Genomic DNA, 26,081 nt, shown 5'->3' with positions numbered 1-26,081 from the left:
TCCCTCCAGCAACGAGGGGAACCCCAGGCGATGACCAAGACCATTCTTCTGGCCACGACGGCCATATTATTCACGGCCACAGGCGCCCTGGCGCAGACGGCGCCCGCGCCGTCCGAGACGACCAATCCGCCCCAGGCCGAGGCCGGCCAGCAGGGCGTGCTGGTCTTCACCCCCGACTTCTTCGCCGACCAGCGCCCGAACACGGCGCTCGACATGGTCAACCGCATCCCCGGCTTCTCGGTCCAGGATGGCGACGGATCGCGCGGCTTCGAAGGCGCAGTCGGCAACATCCTGATCAACGGGTCTCGCCCAGCCTCCAAGAACGACGCCGGCTCGTCCGTCCTCAGCCGCACCCTGGTAGCCCAGGTCGAGCGCATCGAACTGGTGCGCGGCGGGGCTCCCGGGATCGACATGCAGGGCTATTCGGTCGTCGTGAACGTCATCACCAAGACCCAGTCCAGCCGCGAGCACATTCTGACGGGCACGGCCTTCCTGTTCGAGGGCGGGCAGGACGCGGCCAACGGCAGCTATCAGTTCACGGCCCGCGACGGCGACCGGGTCATGGGCTTCACCCTGTCGGACGGCGTCAGCGTCAACGACTCCAACGGCGTGGGCCGCGTCATCCGCCGCGCGCCGGACGGCACGGTCCTGCGCGACGAAGGCTATTTCAACGACCAGCAGGGCGGCGGCCAGAGCATTCGCGGCAACTATGCCAACGCCTTCCTGGGCGGAAAGATCGACCTGACCGCCCGCATCGGCCAGAACGACTACAGCCAGTTCAGCGTCCAGGATGCCCCGAACGTGCTTCGTCGCAACAGCTACGAAGAGGACGGCACGAGCGGCGAGGTCGGCGCGGTCTACACCCGCCCCCTCAGCACCGGCCTGGTCAGCGAGACCCGGTTCATTCGCGAGTGGAGCGATTTCGACAGCATCTCCCTGTCCTCAAACCGGCTCGGCGCAGTCGACAGCCCCGAACAGCGCTTCGAATCGGTCGGAGAGTCTTCCGAAACCATCCTGCGGTCCCTTTTGCGTTGGGAGCGGTCGTCGTCGATGACGATCGAGGCCGGCGGCGAGGTCGCCTACAACATGCTGGAGGTCGAACAGGCCTTCAGAGTCGGCGGAACAAACGTGCCCCTGCCCTCCGCCTCGGTCATGGTCGAGGAGACCCGAGGCGAGGCCTTCGGCAAGGCGACCTGGCGGGTGCGTCCCAACCTGACGGTCGAAGGCGGTCTGCGTCTGGAAGGCTCGACCATCACCCAGTCGGGCGACGCCGATCAGGAGAAGAGCTTCTTCTTCGCCAAGCCGCGCGTCCAGGTCACCTGGACCCCCATGCCCCAGAACCAGGTCCGCTTCCGCTTCGAGCGTGAACTGGGCCAGCTCGAATTCGGCGACTTCGCCGCCTCGTCGGAGCTGGAAGACGACAATGTCTTCGGCGGCAACGTCGACCTGGAGCCGGAACAACGCTGGATCTCCGAGATCACCTACGAGCGCCGCTTCCTCGGTGACGGCATCGTCTCCATCGGCTACCGCCACGACGAGATCATCGACGTGATCGACCGCCTGCCCCTGCCCGGCAACCTGTCGGCGACGGGCAACATCGGCGACGGGACCCTGGATCAGTTGGCGGTCAACGTGATCGTGCCGCTCGACTGGACCGGCTTCTCGGGCGGCCAGTTCCAGTTCCGAAACACCTGGAACAAGACCGAGGTCACCGATCCGACCACCGGCGAGACGCGCTCGATCTCGCAGGTTCGGCCGTCGCAACCCAACTTCACCATCTCGCAGGACATCACCTCCTGGAAGCTCAACTGGGCGGTGGCCTACCTGCCGAGCCTGGAACAGACCTCCTACGACCCGGACCAGACCTCCGGCTGGACGGGATCGGACTATTGGGAGGCCTTCGCCGAGTACAAGCCGACCCCGACCCTGTCGATCCGGGCCCAGGTCAACATCTGGGACGACTTCGTCATCGAGCGGACCGTCTATGCCAACCGCACGCCAGCGCGTCCGATCGAGTTCGTCGAACTGCGCCCCATCGATCCCCGCACCTTCTGGCAGATCCGCGTGCGCAAGACCTTCTGACCCATTCCTCAGCGTCGCGGTGGACGGGTCGGCGGACGATTTCAAAGACCGATCCGGAAGATGGCGACGTCGATGACCTTCGCAAGACCGAACTAGGAATTATTTCTTTCAACCTTACAAAAAAAGGGCGGCGTCCGCGAAGACGCCGCCCTTTCTCTTGTCCGAAAGGCGGATCAGCCCGTGGTGGTGGCCGAGGGCTTGGCGACGTTGCCGTCCTCGCGTCCTGCATCCGTCACGGTCGGTCCCGGATGGTTGCCCGGTTCGTTCACGCCGTTGGACCACTTCGAGATGAAAAAGCTGAGGACGATGAAGGCGATGCCGATGCCGACACCCCACAGACCGATCAGGTTGAAGGTCTGCAGTGACGTCTGAAGCGCGGCTTCCGGGTCGGCGACCTCGCCGCCGACGGTGGCGGTGCCGGCCAGTTTGGCGATCTCGCCGCCCAGGAAGTGGGCGATGGCCGAGGCCATGAACCACACCGCCATCATGAAGCTGACGATCGAGGCGACCGACAGTTTCGTGATCTCGGACAGGCCCACCGGGCTCAGGAACAGCTCACCCGTCGTGTGCAGCATGTAGAGGAAGCCCAGCAGCACCAGCGGGGTGCGGAAGCTCTCATCCACCAGCCCCGAGTTGGCGCCCCACACCACGACCAGGAAGCCGAGACCCACCTGCATGATGCCGAGGCCGAACTTCACGACCGGGTTCGGGTCCATCTTGCGCTGGGCCAGGAAGGCCCACAGAGCCGCGAAGACCGGCGCGAAGATCAGGATGAAGCCGGCGTTGAACGACTGGGTTTGCGACGCGGTGATCGAGGTGTCGATCCACAGACCCGTCATCGCCAGTCCGGCCGCCGTCATCTGGGCCGGGGTGCCGTAGGGGATGCCGAGGAAGGTCCCGGCGGCGCCCGTCAGCGACAGATCGACGTTACGGTCGGCGAACAGGTTCAGCGAGGAGCCGGCCTGTTCGAACAGGGTGAAGAAGACCGCCGAGCCGAGGATCAGCACCATGGCCAGCATCATCCGCTCGCGCGCGACCTTGTCGCCCTTGAGCTTCACCACGATGAACCAGGCGATGAAGGCGAGCGCCGCTATGGTCGAGAGCAGCAGGCCCTGACCGACCAGGGCGTGGTTCGGCACGATGAAGAACAGGGCGCCGACGCCGACGAAGGCCAGCAGATAGATGATGGTCTCGCGGTTCAGGAAACCGGCGACCGGCTTCTTGATCAGCTCGGGATAAGGGCTCTCGCCCTTGCCTTGCAGCAGGGGTTTGCCCAGCCAGAAGACGACGAGACCCACGGCCATGCCGATGCCGGCCAGGCCGAAGCCCCAGCCCCAGCCGAAATTCTGGCCGAGATAGCCGCACAGCACCGCCGCCCAGAAGGCGCCGAGGTTGATGCCGTAATAGTAGAGGGTGAAGCCCGAATCGCGACGCGGATCGCCCTGCGGATAGAGCTGACCGACCAGGGTCGAGATGTTCGGCTTCAGGAAGCCCACACCCATGATGATCAGGGACAGGGCCAGGAAGAACCAGGGTTCGCCGGTCGATTTGATGACGTCGGCGGTGACGGGAGTGGTCGCCAGGGGCGAACCCGCCGGCAGGCCCTGGATGGCGACGGCGCCGTTTTCGCCGGTGGTGTAGTCATAGGCCTGGCCGTCGATGACGACCTGGGCCACGTTCAGGTCGCCGCGTTCGACGCGCTGGACCTGATAGGTCTGGTCGCCGGAGCGCAGGACCTGCTGGGCCGGGCTGCCTTCGACCGCCATCAGGCCGTGGCCCATGACCAGAAGGATGGCGCCGAACATGATGGCCTTGCGGGTGCCGATGTAGCGGTCGGCGACGATGCCGCCGATCAGGGGCAGCAGGTAAACGAGCGAGCCGTAGGTGCCGTACTGGCCGGACGCCTGGTCATCGGGGAAGAGGAAATGCTGGGTCAGATAGAAGATCAGCAGGCCGCGCATGCCGTAGAAGGAGAAGCGCTCCCACATCTCGGCGAAGAAGCAGATCAGCAGGCCCTTGGGGTGCTGTTTCAGGATCTGCAGCAGGACCGGGATGCCGGTCACCAGGGTGATGAACACCCCCAGAAGGATGACGATGTTCACGCCCGACCTCCTGCACAGCTCGTAAGTCGTCGAAGCCCGATACGGGCTCCCTCTTCGGTCTGGATCAACCGCCCACTCCCTAACGCCGCGCCGAACAGAGGCGCGCTCAAGCCGGCATAAGCACCACACCGGGGATGACCCGACAAGTCTTATGGATAATCGAACCGTCACAAGGCGGCGATGAACCGCAGGTGAGAGCCGCCGGACGGGGCGTGTTTCATCGTCCTTCCGCTGTGAACGGGTGTGGGGAAGTCGACGGAGCCTGGGCGTTCGCCCGGAACCGAGGTGGCCCCCTGCTTTCGCGTTACGGGGACCGATTGATTGTGTTTTCGGCTCACGCCGAAGGCTCCGTCCCCGACCGGGTCCGCGAGCGTCGCCCAGCGGGTTTACGGACACCCCGGGGGGGGCCTGCATCCCCGCCTCGGCGGAGACCGGCCACAAGTCCCGAGTCCTTTGGACCCTCAGGCGATAGGCCCGCGACGGGCGGCGGGCTCAGGCCCGCCGGACTTCGAGGTTTCACGCCCCTCGAACAATCCCGCTACGATCGGCCCCGCCGCACGTCCGGGTCCTGGGCCCAGGACGCCTTCCCCGACGACGGGATGGCTCCCATCATAAGGGATGTTCGAGGGGGCGCCGGTTCGGAGGGGTCTTAAAAGTTCGGGGTGTTGGAATCGTTGGGGGATTCGGGGCGTGTTTGGGCAAACTTGGACGTCTTTATCCGTGCACCCCGGCGAAGGCCGGGGTCCAGATCACGCGCCCAGGCGGCCGGGATGGGCGTCGGCGTGCTGCTTGGACCTTTGGTGACCTCCATCTGGACCCCGGCCTTCGCCGGGGTGCACGGGGAGAGAGAGCGGGTGTGACCCCTCGCCCGCCCGCAAGGGGGAGATGGAGGTTTGGATCAGACCTCGAAGCGGACGCCCTGGGCCAAGGGGAGGGCGGAGGAGAAGTTCACGGTCTGGGTCTGGCGGCGCATGTAGGATTTCCAGGCGTCGGAGCCGGATTCGCGGCCGCCGCCGGTGTCCTTTTCACCGCCGAAGGCACCGCCGATCTCGGCGCCCGAGGGGCCGATGTTGACGTTGGCGATGCCGCAGTCCGAACCCCAGGCCGAGAGGAAGGCCTCGGCGTCGCGGACGCTGTCGGTGAAGACGCAGGAGCTGAGGCCCTGGGGCACGGCGTTCTGCATGGCGACGGCTTCGTCGAAGGTCTTCCAGGTCAGGACGTAGAGGATGGGGGCGAAGGTCTCGTGCTGGACCACCGCGCTCTGGCTCGGCATGCGGACGACGGCGGGGCGGACGTAGGCGCCCTCACGGGTTCCGCCGACGATGATTTCCCCGCCCTGCTCCACCGCCTGGGCCAGGGCGGTGTCGAAGCCTTGGGCCGCCTCTTCGTCGATCAGGGGGCCGACGAGGACGCCGTCCTGGCGCGGATCGCCGATGGGCAGGGTGGCGTAGGCCTTGGCCAGGCGGGCGACCAGGGCGTCGGCGACGGCTTCGTGCACCAGAAGGCGACGGAGCGTCGTGCAGCGCTGGCCGCAGGTGCCGACGGCGGAGAAGGCGATGGCGCGGACGGCCATGTCCATGTCGGCCGAGGGGGTGACGATCATGGCGTTGTTGCCGCCGAGCTCCAGCAGCGATCGGCCGAGGCGGCCGGCCACAGTCGTGGCGACGGCCCTGCCCATCCGCGTCGAACCCGTGGCGGAGACCAGGGCGACGCGCGGATCGGCGGTCAGGGCCTCGCCCACCTCGCGACCGCCGACCAGAAGCTGGACCAGACCATCGGGCGCATCGCCGAAGCGGGCGAGGGCGCGCTGCATGACGGCATGGGTCGCGATGGCGGTCAGGGGCGTCTTTTCCGACGGCTTCCAGATCACCGGGTCGCCGCAGACCAGAGCGAGCGCCGCGTTCCAGGCCCAGACGGCGACGGGGAAGTTGAAGGCCGAGATGACCACGACTGGACCCAGCGGCTGCCAGGTCTCGCGGATGTGGTGGCCGGGGCGTTCGCTGGGGAGGGTCAGGCCATAGAGCTGGCGCGACAGGCCGACGGCGAAGTCGCAGATGTCGATCATCTCCTGAACCTCGCCGAGGCCCTCGGACTTCACCTTGCCGGCCTCCAGCGTGACCAGCATGGCGAGGTCGTCCTTGGACGCACGCAACTCCTCGCCAAGCAGACGGACCAGCTCGCCGCGGCGAGGCGCGGGAATGCGGCGCCAGGCGTCGAAGGCAGAGGTCGCGGCGGCCAGGGCGGCCTCGGTGGTCGCGGCGTCGGCGGTGCGGACGGGGTCTCCGCTCGAGCCGTCGATGGGCGAACGGGTCGCCATGCCGGCGGGGTCGAAGGCGGTCTCGGCCACGCCGAGGCGGGTCAGGAGGGTGCGGGCGTCTTGGGCTGCGGTCATGGGCGCGGCTTAACCGCCGCACCGAGAAAGCGAAAGGGCCGCCTCCTTTTCGGAAGCGGCCCTCGATCGGTGCGATCTGGGTTTAGTGGCGGCGGCCGTCGCGGTCGCGGCGTTCCTCACGCAGGTTGCGCTCGATGCGGTCGAGGCGGCCCTGGAGGTCGCGGCGTTCCCAGTTGGACAGGCCGTCGCGGCGGTAGCGCCACTCCAGACGTTGATACTCGTCGAGCTGGAAGCGGAGGCTCTGGGCTTCGCGGCGGCTGATGCGGCCCGAATAGGCGGCGCGGTCGATGCGCTGGGCCAGACGGGCCTGGTCGCCGTTCAGCCCGCCGCCGTTCCAGCCACCGTTATAGCCGCCGTGACCGCCACCGTGGCGGCCGTAGTCTTGCGCCAGGGTCGGGGTCGCGATCGCGACCGCCGACGCGGCCAGCAGAGAAAGCAGGGCTTTCTTCGTCAGGGCGGTCGTCATGATCTTCTTCCTTCGTGTTTGCCCGGGGGTGGGCTGCGAGGAGAAGAAAACCACTGTGAAGCTGACAGGCGTCTGAGCGATCCGTTGTCCGACAGACAGGTAGATGAACGGCCACGCTTGGAGCCCGCGCAGGCGGCGTCGGTATGAGGGTTCAACGCCGCCGGGGGCCAGAATCCGTCGCGTCTTCATTCCTGCTTCACCCTGTCGCGAAACCGGGCGTCAAGGGCCGGGGCCGCAGGGTGGGAGGGAACGAACGAGGATTCCCATGGCGCGTGCGCAATTCCAGAAGGGCCAGAAGGTCTGGGTCGAGTGCGTCGGCGCCTGGGCCCAGATCGAAAAGGTCCAGCCCGTCTGGGCCAAGGGGTTCGAGGAACCGGTCAAGGTCACCTATGACGTCGGGCTGGGGCGCGAGTTCCAGGCGGCCGAGCTGATGCTGCCGGCCGAGGACGACGCGGGCCGTGACACCGAGGATTGGCGACTGCTGCGCGCGCGCAACAAGTGGCAGCAGGCCGAGGACGTGCCGCACCACCCCTATCCCGGCACCTATCCGGTCGTGGTGACCGATCCGGCGGACTGGGGCGGCTGGCGCGTGCCGGGCGCCGAGTACGACCGCGATCCCCAGAAGATCGAGTATCAGGCCCGACTGATCGCCGCCGCGCCGCGCCTGATGCAACTGGCGCAACGGCTGGTCGACACGGTCGCCGAAAGCCCAGACGACGCCCCGCCCGAGACCCTGGCCATGGCCCGCCAGGCCCGCGACGTCCTCAAGTCGATCACCGAGGTTCTGGCGCCGGCGCCCGAAGCTGTGGCGCCGGGGACTCGCGCCCGAGCCGCCTGAAGCTTTCGTTAACCAAACCTCGACAGGATTCCGCGACGCAGCTTAGATTCCGGGGCGTCGTCGAATCGCAACCGTCTGACTTCGCCACCGGGGCGGGTCTCGCCGCGATCATGTCCGGGAGAGACTTTTGCGGGGCGCTGATCGCCGCATCCAGCAACCGGGACGACGGGCTCAGGACCGTCCCGAAGGGCTGCCCACATGGGGCCGGGTGCTGGTGCTCGCCCTCACGCTGGGACTGGCGATCTATGTCGTGATGTTCGCCCGCGAAAGCACCCGCCCGGCGCGGGAGGCGGCGGTGCTGAAGGCCGAGGCCTTGAGGCGCGATTCCGATCTCGGCGCGGCGCAGCTGGATGCCCGACTGGCGCGCGCGCGGATGGGTCTGATCGTCGCCGCCGATGCGCTCAGCGCACGGCCTGACCGACCGCTGGACGCCGTGGAGGCCGCGCGGATCGCAGCGCCCGAGAGCGGCTTCGCCATCGTGGATCTGGACGGGCTGGTCACTGCGGCAGTCGGCGCGGATACGGACGCCTTCAAACCCCTGGCCGCCACGGCCGCTTCCGGCCCGCGCGCCTCGCACGACAGGACCGCCGTGCTGTCGACCGCCGTGCAGGCGCAAGGGATCGTGGCCCGGACGCCGGTGGAGGGACCGGCGGGTACGCGCACCCTGGTGATCTCGCCGACCGAAGGGGTGATCGCGGCGAAAGGCGATGCGTCACTGACCGAACGGCTCGGACTGGAGCTGGACGCCCTTACCGCCTCCGAGACGCCGCTGGAAGGGCGATCGCTTTCGGGCCAGGCGGTCGAGGCGACCGCGTCGCCGGTGGGGGATACCGGCCTCAGCGTCGTCGCCTGGCGACCGGAGACGACCGGCGCAGCCGCCGTTATCAGCGACCTGTGGCTGTTGATCGCGCCGCTGGGGCTGGGCGTGCTGGTGCTGGGGCTGGCCCTGCTGCAACGCTGGCGACAGACGCGGGCGACCAAGGCCTGGGCCGAGACCGAGCACCGGTTCCGCGTCGCCGTCGAGGCGGCCCGTTGCGGCGTCTGGGAATGGGATCTGAACGCCGGCGAGGTCGTCGTCTCCGACTTCATGGCCGAGCTGCTGGGCCTGCCCGCCGGGGGAGCCGTCAAGGCCGAAACGGTGATGGAACGGATCGCGCCGCGCTATCGCGAACTGGTCGAGCACGCCCTGCGTCAGGCCTCGACCTTCGGCGCCTTCGAGGTGACCTTCCCCGTGCCCCTGCCGACAGGCGGCGCGCGATGGATCGATGCGCGGGGCCAGGCGCGGGGCGTGCGGGGCGAGGAAGGCTTCAGCATCATTCTGGGCGTGGCGCTGGACATCACCGAGGCCCGACGCGCCAAGGCCCAGGCGCAATCGGCCGAGAACCGGTTGCGCGACGGCATCGAGAGCGTGTCCGACGCCTTCGTCCTGTTCGACAGGCACGGCCGGCTGATCCTATGGAACCAGGCCTTCAAGGACGCCTTCGGCTTTGCCGACGAGGCGGTGCGCAAGGGGGCCTTAAAGGACGAGCTGAACCGTATCGCCGCCCTGGCCATCAAGGAGGAGCGTCCCTCCGCCGAGGGCCGGGCGGGGGCGCGCGAGGTCGAGTTGTACGACGGTCGGGTTCTGCAACTGTCCGAGCGGTTCACCGGCGACGGCGGGACCGTCGTCACCGCCGCAGACGTGACCGCGATCCGGCGCCAGGAACTTGAGCGTCAGCGGGCCGCCGACAGCCTTCGTGCCATGGTCGACCAGCTGGAAAGCAGCCAGGAGAAGCTCAGCCTGCTGGCCCGGAAGTACGAGGTCGCCATGACCCGCGCCGAGGCGGCCAACCAGGCCAAGTCCGAGTTTCTGGCCAACATGTCCCACGAGCTGCGGACCCCGCTGAACGCCATCAACGGTTTCTCGGAGATCATGGCGGGCGAGCTGTTCGGGCCGCTGGGGGACGCCAAATACAAGGGCTATGCCGCCGACATCCTGAAGTCCGGCCAGCACCTGCTCAGCCTGATCAACGACATCCTCGACATGGCCAAGATCGAGGCGGGCAAGATGACCCTGCACTACGAGCCGGTCTCGCTGACCGAGCTTTGCGAAGACGCCATCCGGTTGATGCGCGGCAAGGCGCAGGATTCGGGGCTGACGCTGTCGTTGCAGGCGCCCGACCTGCCCGAGATCGACGCCGACTATCGGGGGCTAAAGCAGGTGATGCTGAACCTGATCTCCAACGCCGTGAAGTTCACGCCGGAGGGCGGCGAGATCACTGTGTCCCTGGCGCGTCTGGGTCAGAACCGTGTGCGGATCAAGGTCACCGACACCGGCATCGGCATCGCCGCCGAGGACCTGACCCGCCTCGCCCAGCCGTTCGAACAGGTCGAAGGCCAGCATTCCAAGACCACCCAGGGCACGGGTCTGGGCCTGTCGCTGACCAAGGCCCTGATCGAACTGCACCAGGGCGAAATGCTGATGGAGAGCGAGCCGGGCGCCGGGACGACCGTCAGCTTCGACATTCCGATGACACGGCCTGTCGCCCCGGCCGAACAGGCGCGCGCGGCCTAGATCGGCGTCAGTCCTCGATCGCCAGAAGCTGTTCCAGAAGCTGGACGTAGTTGCGGTCCTGGGAGCTGGTGAAATCAGACCAGTGTTCGAGACTTTGGGAAATCTTGTAGCGATCACCCTGGGAAGCGGACATCGCCTGATGAGAAATCCGCGCCAGACCGTTGATCAGATCACGCCTTTCAGTCTGAGTCGCCCTGACCGCGTCCACCGCTCTGCGCGCAGTCGTCCAGGCAGCGTCGCCCCGCCGCATCTCCTGAGACTGCAACGCCCGCCGTGCAGCGGCCAGCGCCTCCGCGCCCGCGATCTGGCCCCACTGCCGGCGCAGGGGTGAGAACGCCGCTTCCAGCGTGGCGTCGTCAAGTTCGGGCCTGAGACCGAAACATCTTTGAAAGGCGAAGAAGGGCGAGGCGGCATCCGACGGGCAGTCGGGCCGCGTGGCCATGGCCGCCGTCACGAGCCGCAGCGTCATCGCCTGACCTGCGCCTATAGCAGGGCTGCAAGCGCTCCACGCGGCCGTGCGGCCAGCCTCGTCCTGAATGACGGCGGACCAGGCGTGGCAGACCGGCGGGGGCGGAGGCGGAGGTCCGGTTGGTGCAAGCCTAGGCGCCGGTGGCGGCGCAAACACCTCATCGCCAGAGACGGCATCCCAGACGGCGGCGTCGACAGCCACCGGTTCCGACCGCCATTCCGGGTACTGAATGACAAGATGAACGGTGCCTTCGCCATCCCGGCGAACCTCCAGCCCCGGCACGCCCAGCATGCCATAGGGGTCGGACAGCTGCAGGCGACGGAGCGCCACGCCGGTTGGCTGGATCGGCGGAAAGCCCGCCCGAACAAGCCGTTCCGCCAAAAACCTACGCTGTGCCTCCGACCCAGACACCGCCGCCTGCGCGGGCATCGGCTGAGACGCCAGAGCCAGGATCAGCGGAAGCTCGACGAACATCAGACAGGCCTTCTCAGACTTTTAGCCAAGGTGCGAAGGTATCGTAGATCATCACGATCACAGCCAAGGCGAGCACGCCGACCCAGACCCAGTCCTTAACACGAAAACGCGGCATGGCTTTCCAGACAACTCTGCTATCCGCGAGCTTGTCCAATGATTTCAACCGTGACGCTAGACCTCAAAGTCTTCCGTTCGGTTATTTCTGTTCGTTGGCGCCGGAACGCGCCTGCCCCCCGCCCCGGCCATCCTTGTTGCGGTTCAGGATGCGCGAGAAGGCGACGCGATCCGCCGGCTCCAGCGTCCCGAGAATGATCAGGGCGTCGGCCTCCATGCGTTCGCGACCCCGAACCTCCGCGGCGCGCGACTGGTCGAGGAGGGCCTCGACGCGGGCCGCGTCATAGGGTTCGGCGGCGGCGGCGGCGATGGCCTGACGCCGCAGTTCGCGCGATTGCTGGAAGTCCGGCCGAGCGGCCATCCCGGCCTGACGCAGGGCCTGACGCACCCGATCGCGAACCTCAGGACTGAGGGCGGCGACCAGTTCTCTGGCCGGCGGGCGACGGTCTTCGCGCGCACGGTCGTCGATGCGACGTTCGATCCGGTCCTGACCCGACAGGGCGGTATAGGCGGCGGTGGCGGCGAAGACGTTCACGGCGACCGAGACGGCCAGGGCCACGCCCAGGACGATGGCGAGGGTGCGTGTCCTCATCCCAGGACCTCGGTCTCGTCGAGACCGCCCGCCATCATCGCCTGTTCCAGAACGGCGTCGGCCTGGACCCGGGCGGCGAGGTGGCCGCTCAGCGTCGTGCCGACCATGACGCCTGCGCAGGCGGCGGCGGCCCAGCCGGCCCCGCCGATCCACAGAAGTTTCCTCAAGGACGGCCAGGCGGCGCGGGCCTTCATCGTCGCCGAAGCGAGGACGCGGTCGCGCAACGCCATCGACACGGCAGGATTAGGCGAGGCGAACAGGGCGGCGTCGGTCTGGCGCGCGTCGAACAGGGCGCGCTCGGCCTCGGTCGGATGGGCGTCGATCCAGGCGCGCGCGGCGTCCTGATCGGCCTCGGGCCAGCGACGGACATCGCCGCCGAAGGCATCGGCCAGTTCGCCGAAACGCGTCGCGTCCATGCGCTCGATCGTGCGCTTGGATGTCATCCTCGTCCTCCTTCGGCCGCCGGCTCGGCGCCGGGGGCCAGATGCGCCAGGGTCTGGCGAAGGGTCCTGCGACCCCGCGACAGAAGGCTTTCCAGCGCTTCGATACTGACCGACATCAGGCCGGCGGCCTCGATATTGGTCAGCTCCTGATAGTGACACAGCACGATGGCCTCGCGCTGTCTCTGCGGCAAGGCGGCGAGCGCCCGGTCGACCTGGGCGCCCAGCTGGGCCGCCAGGATGCCGCGATCCGGAGCCGGGCCTTCGTCCGGCCGGTCCGGGGAGATCTCGGTCGGAACCTCGCGTCGCCGACGCAGGCGATCGTAGCAGAGGTTCAGCGCCACCCGGTGCAGCCAGGTGTCGAACTTGGCCTTGCCCGGGGTCCAGCGCGGGGCCTGTTTCCAGGCGCGCAGCATCGCCTCCTGCGCCACGTCCTCGGCCTCGACCGGATCGCCCAGCATGCGTTGGGCCAGGGCGAGCATGCGGGGCAGCTTTCGCGCGACCAACGCCTGAATGGCCGCAGGATCGCCACGGCCGACACGACGGACCAGATCCTCGTCCGGGTCGGCGACAGAAGCCAAGCAGTCCCTTTCCCGGCGCACGGTGAAGCGGGACGGCCAGGGAAGTGCGACCGTCCCCATCATCCTACTCCGAAGCGGGGGCGGAAGGCGACGCCTGACGACGCGCCATACGCTCGGCGCGGCGCTCGCCCCGCTGCTCGCGCATGGCAGACCGGGCGGCGGTGCGCTCCTCGGCGGAGACGAAGCCGTCGCTGTTGGCATCCATGCGGTCGAACTGGGTCGTCATGCGCGTGCGGACATCGGCGATGACCACTGGGCCGCGCGCCTCTGCGCCGGGTCCCCGTTCACCGCCGTGACCACGACCGCCGCCCCGATGACCGCCACGGCCCATGCCGTCGCGACCGCCGCGACCGGCGTGCTGAGCCCGATCACCGCGCGGTTCGCGGGCGGTGAACTCCTCGCGGCTGAGCGAGCCGTTGCCGTCCTTGTCCAGCGTCTCGAAACGGGCTGAGGCGCGCTGGTTGCGGCGGGTGTCGATGCCCGACTGGCGTTCCTCGGCGCTGACCGAACCATCGCGGTTGGCGTCGATCGCGGTCAGGCGGGCGACGCGGCCGTCGACGAACTCGGCGCGGCTGATGCGGCCGTCGCCGTCGGTGTCGCCGCGGGCTGCGCGGGTGGGCGCCTGTTGCGCCAGGGCGGCGCCGGCGGCCAGGACGGCCAGGGCGGCGACGACGCCGACGCTCAGGGTGGATGTCTTCATAGGCTCATCTCCGATGGGGCCGTCGTCGGACGCGCCCGCAAGACCCCCGTCTTGGAAGGTCTAACGGGCGAGACCGCCCTATCCGTCGCGGGGGGCGGGCAGAGCCTTTTCGAACGCGGCGCGCGCGGTCTTTCGGGTCGCTTCCAAGCGGGCACGCAGAGCGTCGAAGTCCGCCTCCCCCGCCGCCTCGGCCAGGCGGGCGCGGAAGGTCTCCGATTCGGCCTCAGGGTCGCCTTTGTCGTCGAAGGCGCAGGCCAGAAGCTGGGCCAGGGCCTGATGCAGGACCCAGGCAGCCTTCAGCGCCGGGGCGTCGGCCAGCTGATCCAGAACCGAAACACTGAGCGCCTCGCCCTTCTGAGCCCTCTCCAGCTGGTGGAACTGGCCCACGAACTCGGCGTCGACCAGGCCGCCGGGGATCAGCTTCAGGTCCCAGAAACCCTTGGCCGGGCGCTCCCGGTCCATCAGGTCACGCATCGATCGCACGTCGGCGGCGATGTCCACGCCGGGACGCGGGCGTCTCAGAGCCGCCTCGATCGCCGCCGTCACCTGATCTCCGAAGGTGGGGTCGCTGGCCCAGGCGACGCGGGCGCGGGTCAGGGCCATGAACTCCCAGGTCGCAGCCTCGGTGGCGTAATAGGTCGCAAAGCCCGAGAGCGGCACCGACACCGGCCCCTTGGAGCCGGACGGCCGCAACCGCATGTCGACCTCGTAGAGGCCGCCCTCGGCCGTGTGCGCCGACAGGGCCGAAATCAGCCTCTGGGTGAAGCGGACGTAGAAGACGTCGGGCGACCAGCCCCTGGTCGCGGACGTGGCTTCGGACGGGGCGCCGTAGACGGTCATGAGGTCGAGATCCGACCCCGCCGTCATCTCGGCCGATCCGGCCTTGCCGAGGGCGATGACCGCGACGGCTCCGGCCATGGCGCCGCCCAGCCGCTCGGTCTCCGTCAGGGCCGCCGCCGACAGGGTCCGCATCACCGCGTCAGCCAGGTTGGTGAAGCCCTTGCCGGCCGCCTCCGGTCCGACGCGGCCGGTAAGGGTCTGCATGCCGATGCGGAAGGCCTGTTCGCGATGGAGGCGACGCACCGCGTTCATCGCCCCTTCGAAATCGCCCGCGCCTTGCGCCTCCTCGGCCATCTGATCGAACAGGCCGGTGTTGACGCCCAGCTCGGTCTCGAACCGGGCGTCGAGCATGGAATCCAGCGCCGCCGGATAGCGGCCCAGGGTCCGGGCCAGACGCGGTGCGAAGGCCATGACGCCGACGATCCGCTCGAACAGTTCGGGCTGGTTGAGGAACAGGGCCTGGACCTGCACCCCCGCCGACAGGCCGGAGAAGAAGACCGAGAACCGCCGGAAGGCCGCGTCGGCGGCGCCGGTCTTCGCCAGCGCCGTCAGCAGGCGGGGCGCCAGTCGGGTGAACAGCTCTCGCCCCCGCGCGGAGCGGGTCGCGGAAATGCGGCCGTGGTGCCAGGCGCGGATGGTGTCGGCCACGGCGCCGGGCTCGGAAAAGCCCATCCGGCCGAGCGTCGCCAAGGTCTCCGGGTCATTGTCGACGCCGGTGAAGACCAGGCTGCCGAAGGGTGAGGACAGTTCCTCCTCTCCCTCGAACAGGGCGCCGTAGCGCTGGTTCACCCCGATCAGGATGGCCTCGACCCCGGCGTCGAAGGCGGCCAGATCCCCCTGCCCCGCCAGGGCCGCGACGGCCGCGCGACGGGCGGGATCGGCGGGCAGGATGTGGGTCTGTTCGTCCTCCAGCATCTGGACCCGGTGCTCGAGGCCGCGCAGTTCGACATAGGCCTGGGTCATCTCGGCGGCGACGTCGGCCGGCAGGTGGCCCTTGTCCACGAGGGCGGCGAGGGCGTCGACCGTGCGGGAGGCGCGCAGGGAGGGGTCGCGGCCGCCGAGGATCAACTGCTGGGTCTGGGCGTAGAATTCGATCTCGCGGATGCCGCCGCGCCCGAGCTTGAGGTTGGCGCCCGCCGCCTCCAGCCCCTCGCCGGTCTTGTGGACGTGGATCTGTCGCTTGATCGACTGGATATCGAGCACGGCCTGATAGTCGAGGCTGCGGCGCCAGACGAAGGGGATCATCTCCTTCAGGAACTCGGTCGCCGCGCCGAAATCGCCGCAGATGGCGCGGGCCTTGATGAAGGCGGCGCGTTCCCAGTTCTGGCCGACGCCCTCGTAGTAGTCGAGCGCCATGGGCACGGTCACCACTGGCGGGGTCGACGACGGATCGGGACGCAGGCGCAGGTCGACGCGGAAGACATAGCCGTCGGCGGTGCGCTCGCTGAGCAGGGACGCCACGCCCTGCGCCACACGGTTCATCAGGCCTTGCGCCTCCGTGCCCTCGGCCAGGACGGGCGCCAGCCGTTCGGGGTCGAAGAACAGGCTGAGGTCGATGTCGGAGGAGTAGTTGAGCTCGAACGCGCCGTGCTTGCCCATCGCCAGGCCGAACAGGCCGGGGATGGGACCGCGCGTGTCGTCGGCGGCGGTCAGGAGCTTGCCGCGTCGCCGCAGATCCTCGGCCACGCCGGACAGGGCGGCGCGAGAGGCGACGTCGGCGAAGCGGCTGAGGGCGCCGGTGACCTGATCCAGGTCCCAGACCCCGCCGAGATCTGCCAGGGCGGTCAGCAGATGCAGTTCGGCCTTCAGCGTCCTGAGCGGCGAGCGCATGTCGTCGGCCCCGCCGGTCAGGGCGATGGTCCGCTTCAGGATGTCGTCCAGCCGGGCGTCGGGGGCGTCATCGAGGATGGCGCGCAACATTTCGGGCCAGCGCCGGGCCAGACCGAACAGATAGGGCGAGGCGGCGAACACGGGCGCGAGCGCCGGCCACGCCGCCTCCAGACGGTCGCCCCAGCCCGCCTCCGACGCCGAACGCGACAGACGGTCCCGCGCGCGTTCGGCCGCCTCGTCGTCGATGACGGGGCCGCACGCCTTGATCCCTTCGGCCAGCGACACCGTCATTCCGAAGCGGGCGGCAGGACGAGGGCGACGCGAAGGCCGGGGCCGGAGCCGCCATAGGCGCCGGGACCCTCGTCGAGCTGGATGCGGCCGAGGTGGGCCTCCATCACGGCGCCGACCAGGGACAGGCCCAGACCCGATCCGGCCTCGGTGCGGCTGTTGTCGAGGCGGACGAAGCGTTCGATGACGCGGCCGCGATCCTCCTCAGGCACGCCCGGCCCGGTATCGGTCACGGAGTATTCGATCTCGCCCGACGAACGGCGGCGCGCCCGCAGCATGACCGCCCCCCCGACCGGCGTGTATTTGATGGCGTTGTCGATGACGTTCGCGAGCGCTTGGGCGAGGAAGGGCCGGGCCCCTTCGATCATCAGGCCGCGCTCGATCTCGGCGGAGAATTCGAGGCCCTTGTCCTCGGCGGCGGGCTCGTACAGCTCGGCCATGTCGGCCGCGAGCTCGGCGGCGTCGAAAACCTGGGCGTCGGGCACGCGACCGGCGGCGGCCTGCAGCCGGGCGATGGCGAGCACGGTGTTGAAGGTCTTCAGCAGGGTGTCGGCCTCGTCCAGGGCGATCTGGAGCGCATCGACCCCGTCGACATGGCCGCCCTCGGCATCGATCAGGGCGACCTCCAGCTTGGCCCGCATCCGAGTGAGAGGCGATCTGAGGTCGTGGGCGATGGCGTCCCCGGCGTGGCGGATCGAGGCCATGGAGGTCTCCAGCCGGTCCAGCATCTGGTTCAGCCCGACGCCCAGTTCGTCCAGTTCGTCGCCCGACCCGCGCACGGCGACCCGCGCCTTCAGATCGCCTTCCTGAACGGCGCCGACGACGGCGTTCAACCGCCCCATGGACCGTTCCAGATTGCGGCTGATCAGAAGCCCGCCGCCCAGTCCCAGCAGCAGGACCATGCCCATGGCCATCCACAGCGCCTGGGTCAGGCGACCCAGATAGGCCTCGGTGTCGCCGAGGGATTCGCCGACGACCAGCCCCTCCCCGCCCGACAGCCGGACCTGGACGGCGCGAACCTGGGGCCGGATCACGAGGCCGTCGGGATCGGTGTCGGTGAAGGTGAAGGTGGTCCACTCCTCGGTCCCCGGCGGCGTATCGAACGGCGACACGCTGAGGCTGCCGGTGATGAAGGTCCCGTCCTTGTCCGTCAGCCGATAGACATAGGCGCTGCGGGCCAGGGTCCGGTCGATCAGCGCCATGTTCAGGGCATCGAACCCGCGACTGTCATAGACGCCGGTCAGGGTCTGCAACTCGCCCCGCACGTCCGTCTCGGCCCGCATCTGGGCCTCCGACGCCGAGGCGACATAGACATAGGCCAGGATCGCGCTGGCCGCCGCCGCGAACAGGGCGAGGAACAGCAGCGTCAGCCGGAAGGGCGTGCGGCGGAAGAGGGAGGGGAGCTTCATCGAGGGGCTTTAAGCCTCCAGCCGATACCCCGCGCCGCGGACCGTCTGCAGCATCGCCTTGTCGAAGCCCTTGTCGATCTTGGAGCGCAGGCGGGAGATGTGGACGTCGATGACGTTGGTCTGGGGGTCGAAATGGTATTCCCAGACCTTCTCGAGCAGCATGGTGCGGGTCACCGACTGGCCGGCGTGGCGCATCAGGAACTCCAGAAGCTGGAACTCTCGCGGCTGAAGGTCGATCTCCGACGTGCCGCGATGCACGGTGCGGGCGATCAGGTTCATCTCCAGGTCGCCGACCTTGAGCACGGTCTGGACGCCGCCCGTTTCGCGGCGGCGCGACAGGGCCTCGACCCGGGCGATCAGCTCGGCGAAGGCGTAGGGCTTCACAAGGTAGTCGTCGCCGCCGGCCTTCAGGCCCGTGATCCGGTCCTCGACCTCGCCCATGGCGGACAGGAACAGGACGGGCGTCTGGTCGCCGTCCTTCCTCAGGGTCTCGACCATGCCGATCCCGTCGAGGCGGGGCATCATCCGGTCGACCACATAGACGTCGTAGTCGCCCTTCTGTGCCTCCAGCAGCCCGTAGGCGCCGTCGATGGCGTGGGCGGCGATATGCCCCGCCTCGGCCAGCCCGCGCACCATCGCCTGGGCCGCCTCGGCGTCGTCTTCGACCACTAGAATTTTCACAGGGCCACCCTCCGGAATCACAATCGCCGCCGACGGTAGACCATCGGCGGCGACTTAGGGAGTTAAGGCTTGTTCAGGCTGCGGACTACTCGGCGGCGGCGGCCGTCGTCAGCGGCAGGTTCACTGGCAGATTGCCCCGCGATGTGCGGACCAGCAGGGCCACACCGGGTCTTCCAGACGCCTTCACGCGCTCCACCACTGCACGCAGGTCGGCGGCGGTGCGAACCGGTCGCTGGTCCGCAATCAGGATGACCATGCCCGCCTCGAAGCCGATCCGCGCAGCCCGTGATCCCGGGGTAGTCCCCGTGATCACGAGGCCTTGAACGGTCTCCGGCAGACTGTAGCGATCACGTAGCGCCGGAGAGATGGGGGCGACCATGACGCCCTCGACGACTTCACCGGCCCCCGGGGTCTGACGGCCGGGTTGTCCCTCGTCCTCACCGGATTGGTTGCTGTTCTGCGCTGCCTGGATGTCGGCCGGTCGGGTGCCCGAACGGACGTTGATGGTCTGCGGGCGTCCTTCTCGAATGATCTCCAACCGAAGAGTATCGCCCGGGCTCGCCTGTCCGACCGCGCGGGTCAGCTCGGTCGAACTGGTGATCTTGCGACCGTTCAGCGAGGTGACGATGTCGTACAGTTTCAGGCCGGCCTGCTCGGCGGGCGCACCGGGCGTCAGGTCCACGATGTAAGCCGCCTCGAAATCGTCGGCGAGGCCGAGGGATTCGCGATCGTCGTCCGTCAGGGTGCCGATCGTGGCGCCGAGATAGCCGCGCTCGATGGCGCGACCGCTCATCAGACGGTCCGTCACCGTCTTGGCGATCGAGGCCGGGATGGCGAAGCCGATGCCTACCGAGCCGCCCGTCGGTGAGAAGATCGCCGAGTTCACGCCGATGACGCGGCCATAGATGTCGAAGGTCGGGCCGCCCGAGTTGCCGCGGTTGATGGCGGCGTCGATCTGGAGATAGTCGGTATAGGGGGTGCGGCTGTCGGCGATGTCGCGCGCACGGGCCGAGACGATGCCCGCCGTGGCGGTGCCGCCCAGGCCGAAGGGGTTGCCGACCGCGATGACCCAGTCGCCGACGCGAGGCTCGGCCGCCTCCTCGAAGGTGACGAACTTGAAGTCGGAGCCTTCGACCTTGAGCACGGCCAGATCCGTGGCCTCGTCACGGCCGACCAGACGCGCCGCCAACTCGCGACCGTCGGACAGCTTGACCGTGATCTTGGTGGCGTTTTCGACGACGTGGTTGTTGGTGACGATGAAACCGTCGGCCGAGATGAAGAAGCCGGAACCGGCACCCTGGGCGGTCGGGGCGTCCTCGCCTTCCTCGGGCGGCTGGGTCTCGGGCGCCTGGAAGCCGAAGCCCGGCGGGAAGCCCGGAATGGGGATGACGCCGCCGCGCGGACGTTCGATCGGGGTCTCGACGTCGATCTGGACCACGGCGGGCGAGACCTGGTCGAAGATGTCGGCGAAGCTGAGCGGCGCGCCCTGCGGCGGGGCGAAGGCGAGGCCCGCGGCCCCGGCGGACGGGATGAGGCGTCCGCTCACCTCGGCGGCGTTGGCGCCCGGCCAGTCGATCACGCCCCCGGCGGTCGCAGCGGCTGCGAATGTCAGGCCGACGGCGGCCCCCAGGATGAATTCCTTGCGCTTCAGCATCGGTGTCTTTTCGATCCTTCTTGGGTCCGGTCAGATCCGACCGGCGCCCGTTTCGCCTTGTGATATAGACCTCTGGCGGCTTTCGCCAACCATTGCCCCATGACCCTTGGTCCGCCTCAACGCCCGTCGTGAGGCGGGGATGCGTCAGGATCGGGGCGAACTGTTTCGGTTTGGAGAAGATCGGCCAGCCGACGCTCCTCCTCGGGCGACAGGGGCGCAGTCTCGGCGGGCCTGCGTCGGGCGAAGACGAACAGGGCGGCGGCGCCCAGGATGACCAGCAGACCAGGGCCGAACCACAGGAGCCAGGTCCCCGTCCGAACCGGCGGGGTGAACAGCACATAGTCGCCGTAGCGGCGCACCAGATCGTCGCGGACCTGTTGATCGGTGGCGCCGGCGGCGATCTCCTCGCGGATCAGTCGGCGCATGTCGCCCGCGATCCCGGCCGGGCTGTCGGCGATGGATTCGTGCTGGCAGACGACGCAGCGGACGACGGTGAACAGGCGCTGGGCGCGGGCCTCCGCGCCGGGCGAGGCGAGCGGCTGGTCCGGCGGGGCGGCGGGTTCCTGGGCCAGGGCGGGGATGGATAGGGAAAGCCATGCGAAGGCGATCAGGACCAAGTCCAGAAATCCGCTCATCCCCGCGAAAGCGGGGACCCAGTGCTGTCGCGAGGCACGGCGCCTGGGATTGAGGTCGACAACCGCCCCGCTGGGTCGAAACGCCCAAAGAACTGGGTCCCCGCTTTCGCGGGGATGAGCGGAAATGAAAGGGCTCATGCGGCCAATTTCCGCTTCCCGCTCACCGCCAGCCTCAGCCGGCGGTCGAACAGGGACAGCACGCCCCCCAGGGCCATCACGAACGGCCCCAGGAAGATCAGCCGCGCCCACGGATTGTAATAGACCCGCACGGTCCAGGCCTGGGCCGCCTGCGGCGTCGCACGGCGCTCGCCCATGACCACATAGACGTCGTCCAGCCCCCGGAAATCGAGGCCGACCTCTGTCGTCGTCTGGCCGCCCGCAGGGAAGAAGCGACGCTCGGCCGTGACCGTCTTCGGATAGGCGCGGCCGTCGGTGGTGCTGACGGTCAGGGTGCCGCGCTCGGCCAGATAGTTGGGGCCCTCCACGATCTCGACCTTGTCAAGCGTCACGGCCCAGCGGCCGGCATGGACCTCGCCGCCGATGGCCAGAGGCGCGGCGGCCTCGACCTTGAAGCCGGTCTCGACCACGGCGCCGAGGACGAACAGGCCGAGACCCGCATGGGCCAGGGTCATGCCCCAGGCGCCGAGCGGCAGGCCTTTCATACGACGACCGACCTCAGCGAGAGGGGCGCGGAACAGGCGGATGCGTTCGACGACTTCGGCCAGAGCTCCGAGAATCAGCCAGGCCCCGACGGCCAGACCGGCGGCGGCGAACGCCTTCTTCGGTTCGAAGGCCAGCCAGCCGACGAAGCCACAGGCGATGGCCAGACCGGCCGCCAGCGCCAGCCTCTGCATCGCCCCCTTCAAATCGCCTCGCTTCCAGGCCAGCAGCGGCCCGGCCGGCAGGATCAGGAAGGCGACCACCATCAACGGCACGAAGGTCAGGGCGAAATAGGGAGGCCCCACCGAAATCGTTGCCCCGGTCGCGGCCTCCAGGATCAGCGGATAGAGGGTGCCGAGCAGGACGGTGACGGCCGCCACGGTCAGGAACAGGTTGTTGAGCACCAGGGCCCCCTCGCGGCTGACGGGGGCGAACAGACCGCCGCCCTTCAGCTGGGGCGCGCGCCAGGCGAACAGGGCGAAGGCGGACCCGGCGGTGAAGGCGAGGATGCCGAGCAGCATCAGGCCTCGTTCCGGATCGACGGCGAAGGCGTGGACGGATGTCAGGACGCCGGAGCGCACGAGGAAGGCGCCGAGCATCGAGAAGGTGAAGGCCAGAAGGGCGAGGAAGACGGTCCAGCCCGCCAGGGCTCCGCGCCGCTCGGTCACCACCGCCGAGTGCAGAAGCGCCGCCCCGGCCAGCCAGGGCATGAAGCTGGCGTTCTCGACCGGGTCCCAGAACCACCAGCCGCCCCAGCCGAGCTCGTAATAGGCCCAGAAGGCGCCGAGCGTGATGCCTGCGGTGAGAAACACCCAGCTGGCCAGGGCCCACGGCCGCACCCACCGACCCCAGGCCGGCCAGAAGCCGGAAAAGGCCTTGCCCTCGATCAGGGCGGCGACGGCCAGGGAGAAGGTCACCGAGAAGCCGACGTAGCCCGCGTAAAGCATGGGCGGATGGATCGCGAGGGCCGGGTCCTGAAGCAGAGGGTTCAGCGACGCGCCCTGCAGCGGGGCCGGATCGATCCGCGCGAACGGGTTGGAGGTGAAGACGGCGAAGGCCAGGAACAGCGCGCCCAGTCCGCCCTGCACCCCCACGGCCGAGGTCTTGAGCCCGAACGGCAGGCCGCGCGCCCGCGTCAGGGCCGCGCCGAACCCGGTCATGACCAGGCACCACAGGACCAGCGACCCCTCGTGGCTGCCCCAGGCGGCGGCCACCTTGTAGAGCATGGGCTTGTCGGTGTGGCTGTTGTTCGCGACGTTGGCGACCGAGAAGTCCGATGTCGCGAAGGCGAAGATCAGGGCCGCGAAGGCCAGCGCCGTGGCCAGGGCGGCCGCGACCGCCGCGCCCTCGGCCCCGCCGGCCAGCAGCGGGCTGCGCCGCAGACGACCGGTCGCCGCCAGACCCGTCTGCAACACCGACAGCATCAGGGCCAGAACCAGCGCAAAGGCGCCGAACTCGACAATCACAGGGTTTGGCTCTGCGCGGGTCGTGCGGCCGACGCGCCGCCCCCAGGCCGCCATTCGCCCTTTTCCTTCAGACGGTCGGCGACCTCGCGCGGCATATAGGTCTCGTCGTGCTTGGCCAGGACGGTGTCGGCGTGGAAGACGCGGTCGGGGCCGAACGACCCTTGCGCCACGATCCCCTGCCCTTCCCGGAACAGGTCAGGCAGGTCGCCTTCGTAGACGACCCGGCTGGTCGCGGCATTGTCAGTGACGGAGAAGGCGACGGTGGTGCCGTGCTGTTCGACACTGCCCGCCTCGACCAGTCCGCCCAGGCGGATCATGCGGCCGGCGGGGGCGGCTTCCGCCGTGGCTTCGGACGGGGAGAAGAAGAAGGTGACGCTGTCCTGCATGGCCCACAGCGAAAGACCTACGGCAAGCGCCAGCACGGGCGCAGCGGCGGCCACGACCCACAGGCGACGACGCGCCTTCGGCGATTTGGGAAGCCAGCTCATGGGCGGACGCGTGTTTCCGGGAACGGAGAAGTCGCGCCGTATAGCGCCTGGGCCGCGCGGCTCCAACGGGTCATGCCGCCGCGTCCAGGCGCGTGACCAGATCGACGCGGCGCGGATCGGCCGGATCGAGGGCGGCGATCAGGGGGGCCCAGACCTCGCGCGCCCGGGCCACATCGCCTCGAGCCAGGGCCGCCTCACCGAGGAAATAGCGGGCGCCCAGCTGGCTGGGATCGATCGCCAGCGCCCGGGTGAAGGCGGCCTCGGCGTCCACGCCGACATCCCCTTCCGCCGCACGGACGAGGCTTTCGCCCAGTCGCGCCCAGCTGGTTGCATCATTGGCGTCGATGGCCAAAGCCCGACGGAAGGCCGAGGCCGCGCCGATCGGATCGCCTGCCTCGAACCGGGCCGCGCCCAGCATGGTCAGGGCGGTGCGGTTCTCGGGCTCGCGCCGCGTCGCACGGGTCAGGACCGCCGCGATCTGTTCGGCGTCCAGGGTCTCCGGGCTGTCCGCCCATTCGTCGATGCGGCGCTCATAGGCCTGATCCGGCAGGCCCGGCTGGCCGATCACGAAATAGAGGCCCAGCGTCGCGGCGGCGGCGCCGACCAGTCCGGCCAGGACGATCGTCCGGTCACGACCGCCGACCCTCGGCGTCGCGTCGGGTTCGCCGCCGGCCAGCAGACGACGTGCCGCCTCGGCCCGCGCGGCGACGAAGGCGTCCTCGTCCAGCAGGCCGCGCGCCTTCAGGCGATCCAGTTCGGCCAGTTCGGCGGCGCCGGTGTCGGCGACAGGCTGCTCATAGTCCGCGCCGCGTCGCGCGAAGCTGAGCACCAAGAGGCCGGCCAGCGCCGTGGCGAGACCGGCCAGGGTCCAGAATACGATCATCCGCGCCGTTTAGCCGATCAGGCGGCGCGGGGCGAGCGCTCCATCAGCGCACCCGGCGCGGGCCGTGCGCCGGCTGCGGCGGCGCGGCGGCGGATGGTCCGCGCGGCGTCCGTCGCCTCGATCAGCAACAGGCATTTGGCGAGGGTCTCGATCTGGGCCAGGGACTTTCGCTGATCCGGCGCCTCGCCCGCGTTCACGGCCTCGATAACCTGATCCACATACAGGCTGACCCGTTCCGTCACCGACTGCACCAGCTGACCGCGCAGGGCCTCGCAGCCGAACACCTGGGCCGCCGTGCGGATGGCGCCCAGCAGGGTCAGCAGCACGATCACCGCCTGAACGTCTTCCAAGGGCGCGGCGGGGGCCTCCATATCGGGGATCTGACGCGTCATCCGGCCCGTGGTCTTGACCGACTTGGACGGCATGAGCTTGTCCAGCGCCTTGTCCAGCGACCGCAAGGTCTTGGACAAGGTCGCGTTGATCCGGTCGCGGGCCTCGCGCGCCTGTTTGCCCCAGGCGCCTTCGGGATCCAGCTTCAAGGTCAGGTCCAGCTCGCCCAGGGTCTCGGCGCACCAGGCGATGTCGGCGCGCACGCCCGGCCCCGGGTCGGCCTTGGCCCCCGGCTTGTGCGAGGCGATCCGGGTGACCCGGCGTTCGACCTCGGCGATCAGGCGATTGACGAAGCTGGCCATCTCCGATTCCGACAGGAAGCCTTCCTTGGCCGCCGCGTTCGACGAATGGACCACGAGGCGAAGGATCAGGGAGGCGTCGCCGAGGTGGGCGAAGAAAATCTCCAGCATGCGCGGCCCGCCGTCGGCGGTGATCTCGGCGCAGTCGCGGATCAACAGCCGCAGCTCGGCCAGCTGGTCGCCGGTGGGCCTCAGGATCAGGTCGGGAAGGTTCAGCAGACCCCGCCGCGCCATCGCCGCGAGATCGAAACACAGGGCCAGTTCTTCGAGGCCTTTAAGCCGCTCGGCCTCGTCGCCGCCGTTCGAGGGCCAGACGATGTCGGGCTGGTCACGCACCGCACCGGCGGCGGCGATGCAGATGCGGTCGGCGACCGCGCGCATCTTCGGATTGTCCTCGATCGGACGATAGTCGTCGAGAACCAGCAGCAGTTCCGGCTCCTTGCTGGACGCCGCCTTCCACAGGCGGGGCAGGACGCCCGAGGGGAAGTTCACGGCTTCGACGCCGTCCGGTCGGCGCTGGAACATGGGCAGCAAGGGAGCGAAGGCGATGGCGCGACGGCGCCGGTCGATGGTCTCGTCGGCCAGCATGACGCTGAGCGCGGCCGCGCGCTCGCCGGGCATCTGGGCGACCGCGCCCGACAGGGTCTTCAACACGCGGTCAGGCACCCGCTCCAGCATCTGGGCGAGCACTGCACGCTGCGCGACCGAGAGCTCGGCCATTCCACCTCCGTCGACCGCAAACGGCGGCCGGAAA

At 69.0% G+C, this 26,081-nt stretch carries 20 protein-coding genes; 3 read left to right on the top strand and 17 right to left on the bottom strand.

Translation table 11 applies throughout. The features are described from left to right. The first annotated feature begins 30 nt into the window (after positions 1–30). Positions 31–2,082, top strand: a complete 2,052-nt coding sequence (locus ACW171_RS14490; protein ID WP_492094175.1) for a TonB-dependent receptor plug domain-containing protein — start codon at positions 31–33, stop codon at positions 2,080–2,082. 173 nt (positions 2,083–2,255) lie between these two features. Here the strand turns inward: ACW171_RS14490 and ACW171_RS14485 are convergent, their stop codons facing one another. The 3 genes from ACW171_RS14485 to ACW171_RS14475 form a co-directional block, all read right to left on the bottom strand. Further along, positions 2,256–4,184 (bottom strand): peptide MFS transporter, encoded by a 1,929-nt coding sequence (locus ACW171_RS14485; RefSeq protein ID WP_492094170.1) that lies wholly within the window; start codon positions 4,182–4,184, stop codon positions 2,256–2,258. An 898-nt stretch (positions 4,185–5,082) separates the two neighbouring features. Continuing rightward, positions 5,083–6,576 carry an L-piperidine-6-carboxylate dehydrogenase gene (gene amaB / locus ACW171_RS14480; protein ID WP_492094168.1) on the bottom strand — a complete coding sequence of 498 codons (1,494 nt, stop codon included), beginning with the start codon at positions 6,574–6,576 and terminating at the stop codon, positions 5,083–5,085. A gap of 82 nt (positions 6,577–6,658) precedes the next feature. Further along, a complete protein-coding gene (locus tag ACW171_RS14475) occupies positions 6,659–7,042 on the bottom strand; it encodes a hypothetical protein (RefSeq protein WP_492094166.1) in 384 nt (127 codons plus the stop codon). 265 nt (positions 7,043–7,307) lie between these two features. Here ACW171_RS14475 and ACW171_RS14470 point away from each other — a divergent pair, with 265 nt between their 5' ends. Continuing rightward, positions 7,308–7,880: a hypothetical protein gene (locus ACW171_RS14470; protein WP_492094164.1), complete on the top strand. Its 573-nt coding sequence runs from the start codon at positions 7,308–7,310 to the stop codon at positions 7,878–7,880. Positions 7,881–8,007: 127 nt separating this feature from the next. Next, positions 8,008–10,434: a PAS domain-containing sensor histidine kinase gene (locus tag ACW171_RS14465; RefSeq protein ID WP_492094162.1), complete on the top strand. Its 2,427-nt coding sequence runs from the start codon at positions 8,008–8,010 to the stop codon at positions 10,432–10,434. A gap of 7 nt (positions 10,435–10,441) precedes the next feature. Here the strand turns inward: ACW171_RS14465 and ACW171_RS14460 are convergent, their stop codons facing one another. The 14 genes from ACW171_RS14460 to ACW171_RS14395 form a co-directional block, all read right to left on the bottom strand. Then, the gene (locus ACW171_RS14460) at positions 10,442–11,377 is read right to left on the bottom strand and encodes a hypothetical protein (protein WP_492094161.1); all 936 of its coding nucleotides are present in this window, start codon (positions 11,375–11,377) and stop codon (positions 10,442–10,444) included. A gap of 196 nt (positions 11,378–11,573) precedes the next feature. Next, entirely contained in the window at positions 11,574–12,083 is a 510-nt protein-coding gene (locus ACW171_RS14455) for a periplasmic heavy metal sensor (protein WP_492094159.1), read from the bottom strand. Next, positions 12,080–12,526, bottom strand: a complete 447-nt coding sequence (locus tag ACW171_RS14450) for a hypothetical protein (protein WP_492094157.1) — start codon at positions 12,524–12,526, stop codon at positions 12,080–12,082. Before ACW171_RS14450 ends, ACW171_RS14455 begins: the two co-directional genes overlap by 4 nt. After that, positions 12,523–13,104, bottom strand: coding sequence for an RNA polymerase sigma factor (locus tag ACW171_RS14445; protein ID WP_492094156.1), 582 nt, complete (start codon positions 13,102–13,104; stop codon positions 12,523–12,525). The genes ACW171_RS14450 and ACW171_RS14445 overlap by 4 nt, the downstream gene beginning before the upstream one ends. Positions 13,105–13,168: 64 nt before the next feature. Next, entirely contained in the window at positions 13,169–13,804 is a 636-nt protein-coding gene (locus tag ACW171_RS14440; protein ID WP_492094154.1) for an EF-hand domain-containing protein, read from the bottom strand. A gap of 78 nt (positions 13,805–13,882) precedes the next feature. Then, positions 13,883–16,765 (bottom strand): bifunctional [glutamine synthetase] adenylyltransferase/[glutamine synthetase]-adenylyl-L-tyrosine phosphorylase, encoded by a 2,883-nt coding sequence (locus ACW171_RS14435; RefSeq protein ID WP_492094153.1) that lies wholly within the window; start codon positions 16,763–16,765, stop codon positions 13,883–13,885. After that, positions 16,762–18,171: a sensor histidine kinase gene (locus ACW171_RS14430; RefSeq protein ID WP_492094151.1), complete on the bottom strand. Its 1,410-nt coding sequence runs from the start codon at positions 18,169–18,171 to the stop codon at positions 16,762–16,764. Before ACW171_RS14430 ends, ACW171_RS14435 begins: the two co-directional genes overlap by 4 nt. A gap of 9 nt (positions 18,172–18,180) precedes the next feature. Further along, positions 18,181–18,852, bottom strand: a complete 672-nt coding sequence (locus ACW171_RS14425) for a response regulator transcription factor (protein WP_492094149.1) — start codon at positions 18,850–18,852, stop codon at positions 18,181–18,183. A gap of 85 nt (positions 18,853–18,937) precedes the next feature. Next, positions 18,938–20,506, bottom strand: a complete 1,569-nt coding sequence (locus tag ACW171_RS14420; RefSeq protein WP_492094147.1) for a Do family serine endopeptidase — start codon at positions 20,504–20,506, stop codon at positions 18,938–18,940. Between the two features lie 116 nt (positions 20,507–20,622). Beyond that, complete coding sequence (locus ACW171_RS14415; protein ID WP_492094145.1) at positions 20,623–21,123, bottom strand: cytochrome c-type biogenesis protein; 501 nt, start codon at positions 21,121–21,123, stop codon at positions 20,623–20,625. A gap of 152 nt (positions 21,124–21,275) precedes the next feature. Continuing rightward, the gene (locus tag ACW171_RS14410; protein WP_492096642.1) at positions 21,276–23,267 is read right to left on the bottom strand and encodes a heme lyase CcmF/NrfE family subunit; all 1,992 of its coding nucleotides are present in this window, start codon (positions 23,265–23,267) and stop codon (positions 21,276–21,278) included. Continuing rightward, a complete protein-coding gene (gene ccmE, locus ACW171_RS14405) occupies positions 23,264–23,755 on the bottom strand; it encodes a cytochrome c maturation protein CcmE (RefSeq protein WP_492094143.1) in 492 nt (163 codons plus the stop codon). The genes ACW171_RS14410 and ccmE overlap by 4 nt, the downstream gene beginning before the upstream one ends. A gap of 70 nt (positions 23,756–23,825) precedes the next feature. Beyond that, on the bottom strand, positions 23,826–24,638 hold the full coding sequence (ccmI, locus tag ACW171_RS14400) for a c-type cytochrome biogenesis protein CcmI (RefSeq protein ID WP_492094142.1): 813 nt from the start codon (positions 24,636–24,638) through the stop codon (positions 23,826–23,828). A gap of 17 nt (positions 24,639–24,655) precedes the next feature. Beyond that, a complete protein-coding gene (locus ACW171_RS14395; protein ID WP_492094141.1) occupies positions 24,656–26,047 on the bottom strand; it encodes a hypothetical protein in 1,392 nt (463 codons plus the stop codon). Positions 26,048–26,081: the final 34 nt, after the last annotated feature.

The sequence above is a fragment of the Brevundimonas sp. FV1ye28 genome (genome assembly GCF_058681135.1).
Note: the sequence above shows the minus strand (reverse complement) of the source record. Positions and strands in the feature narration are given on the sequence as shown.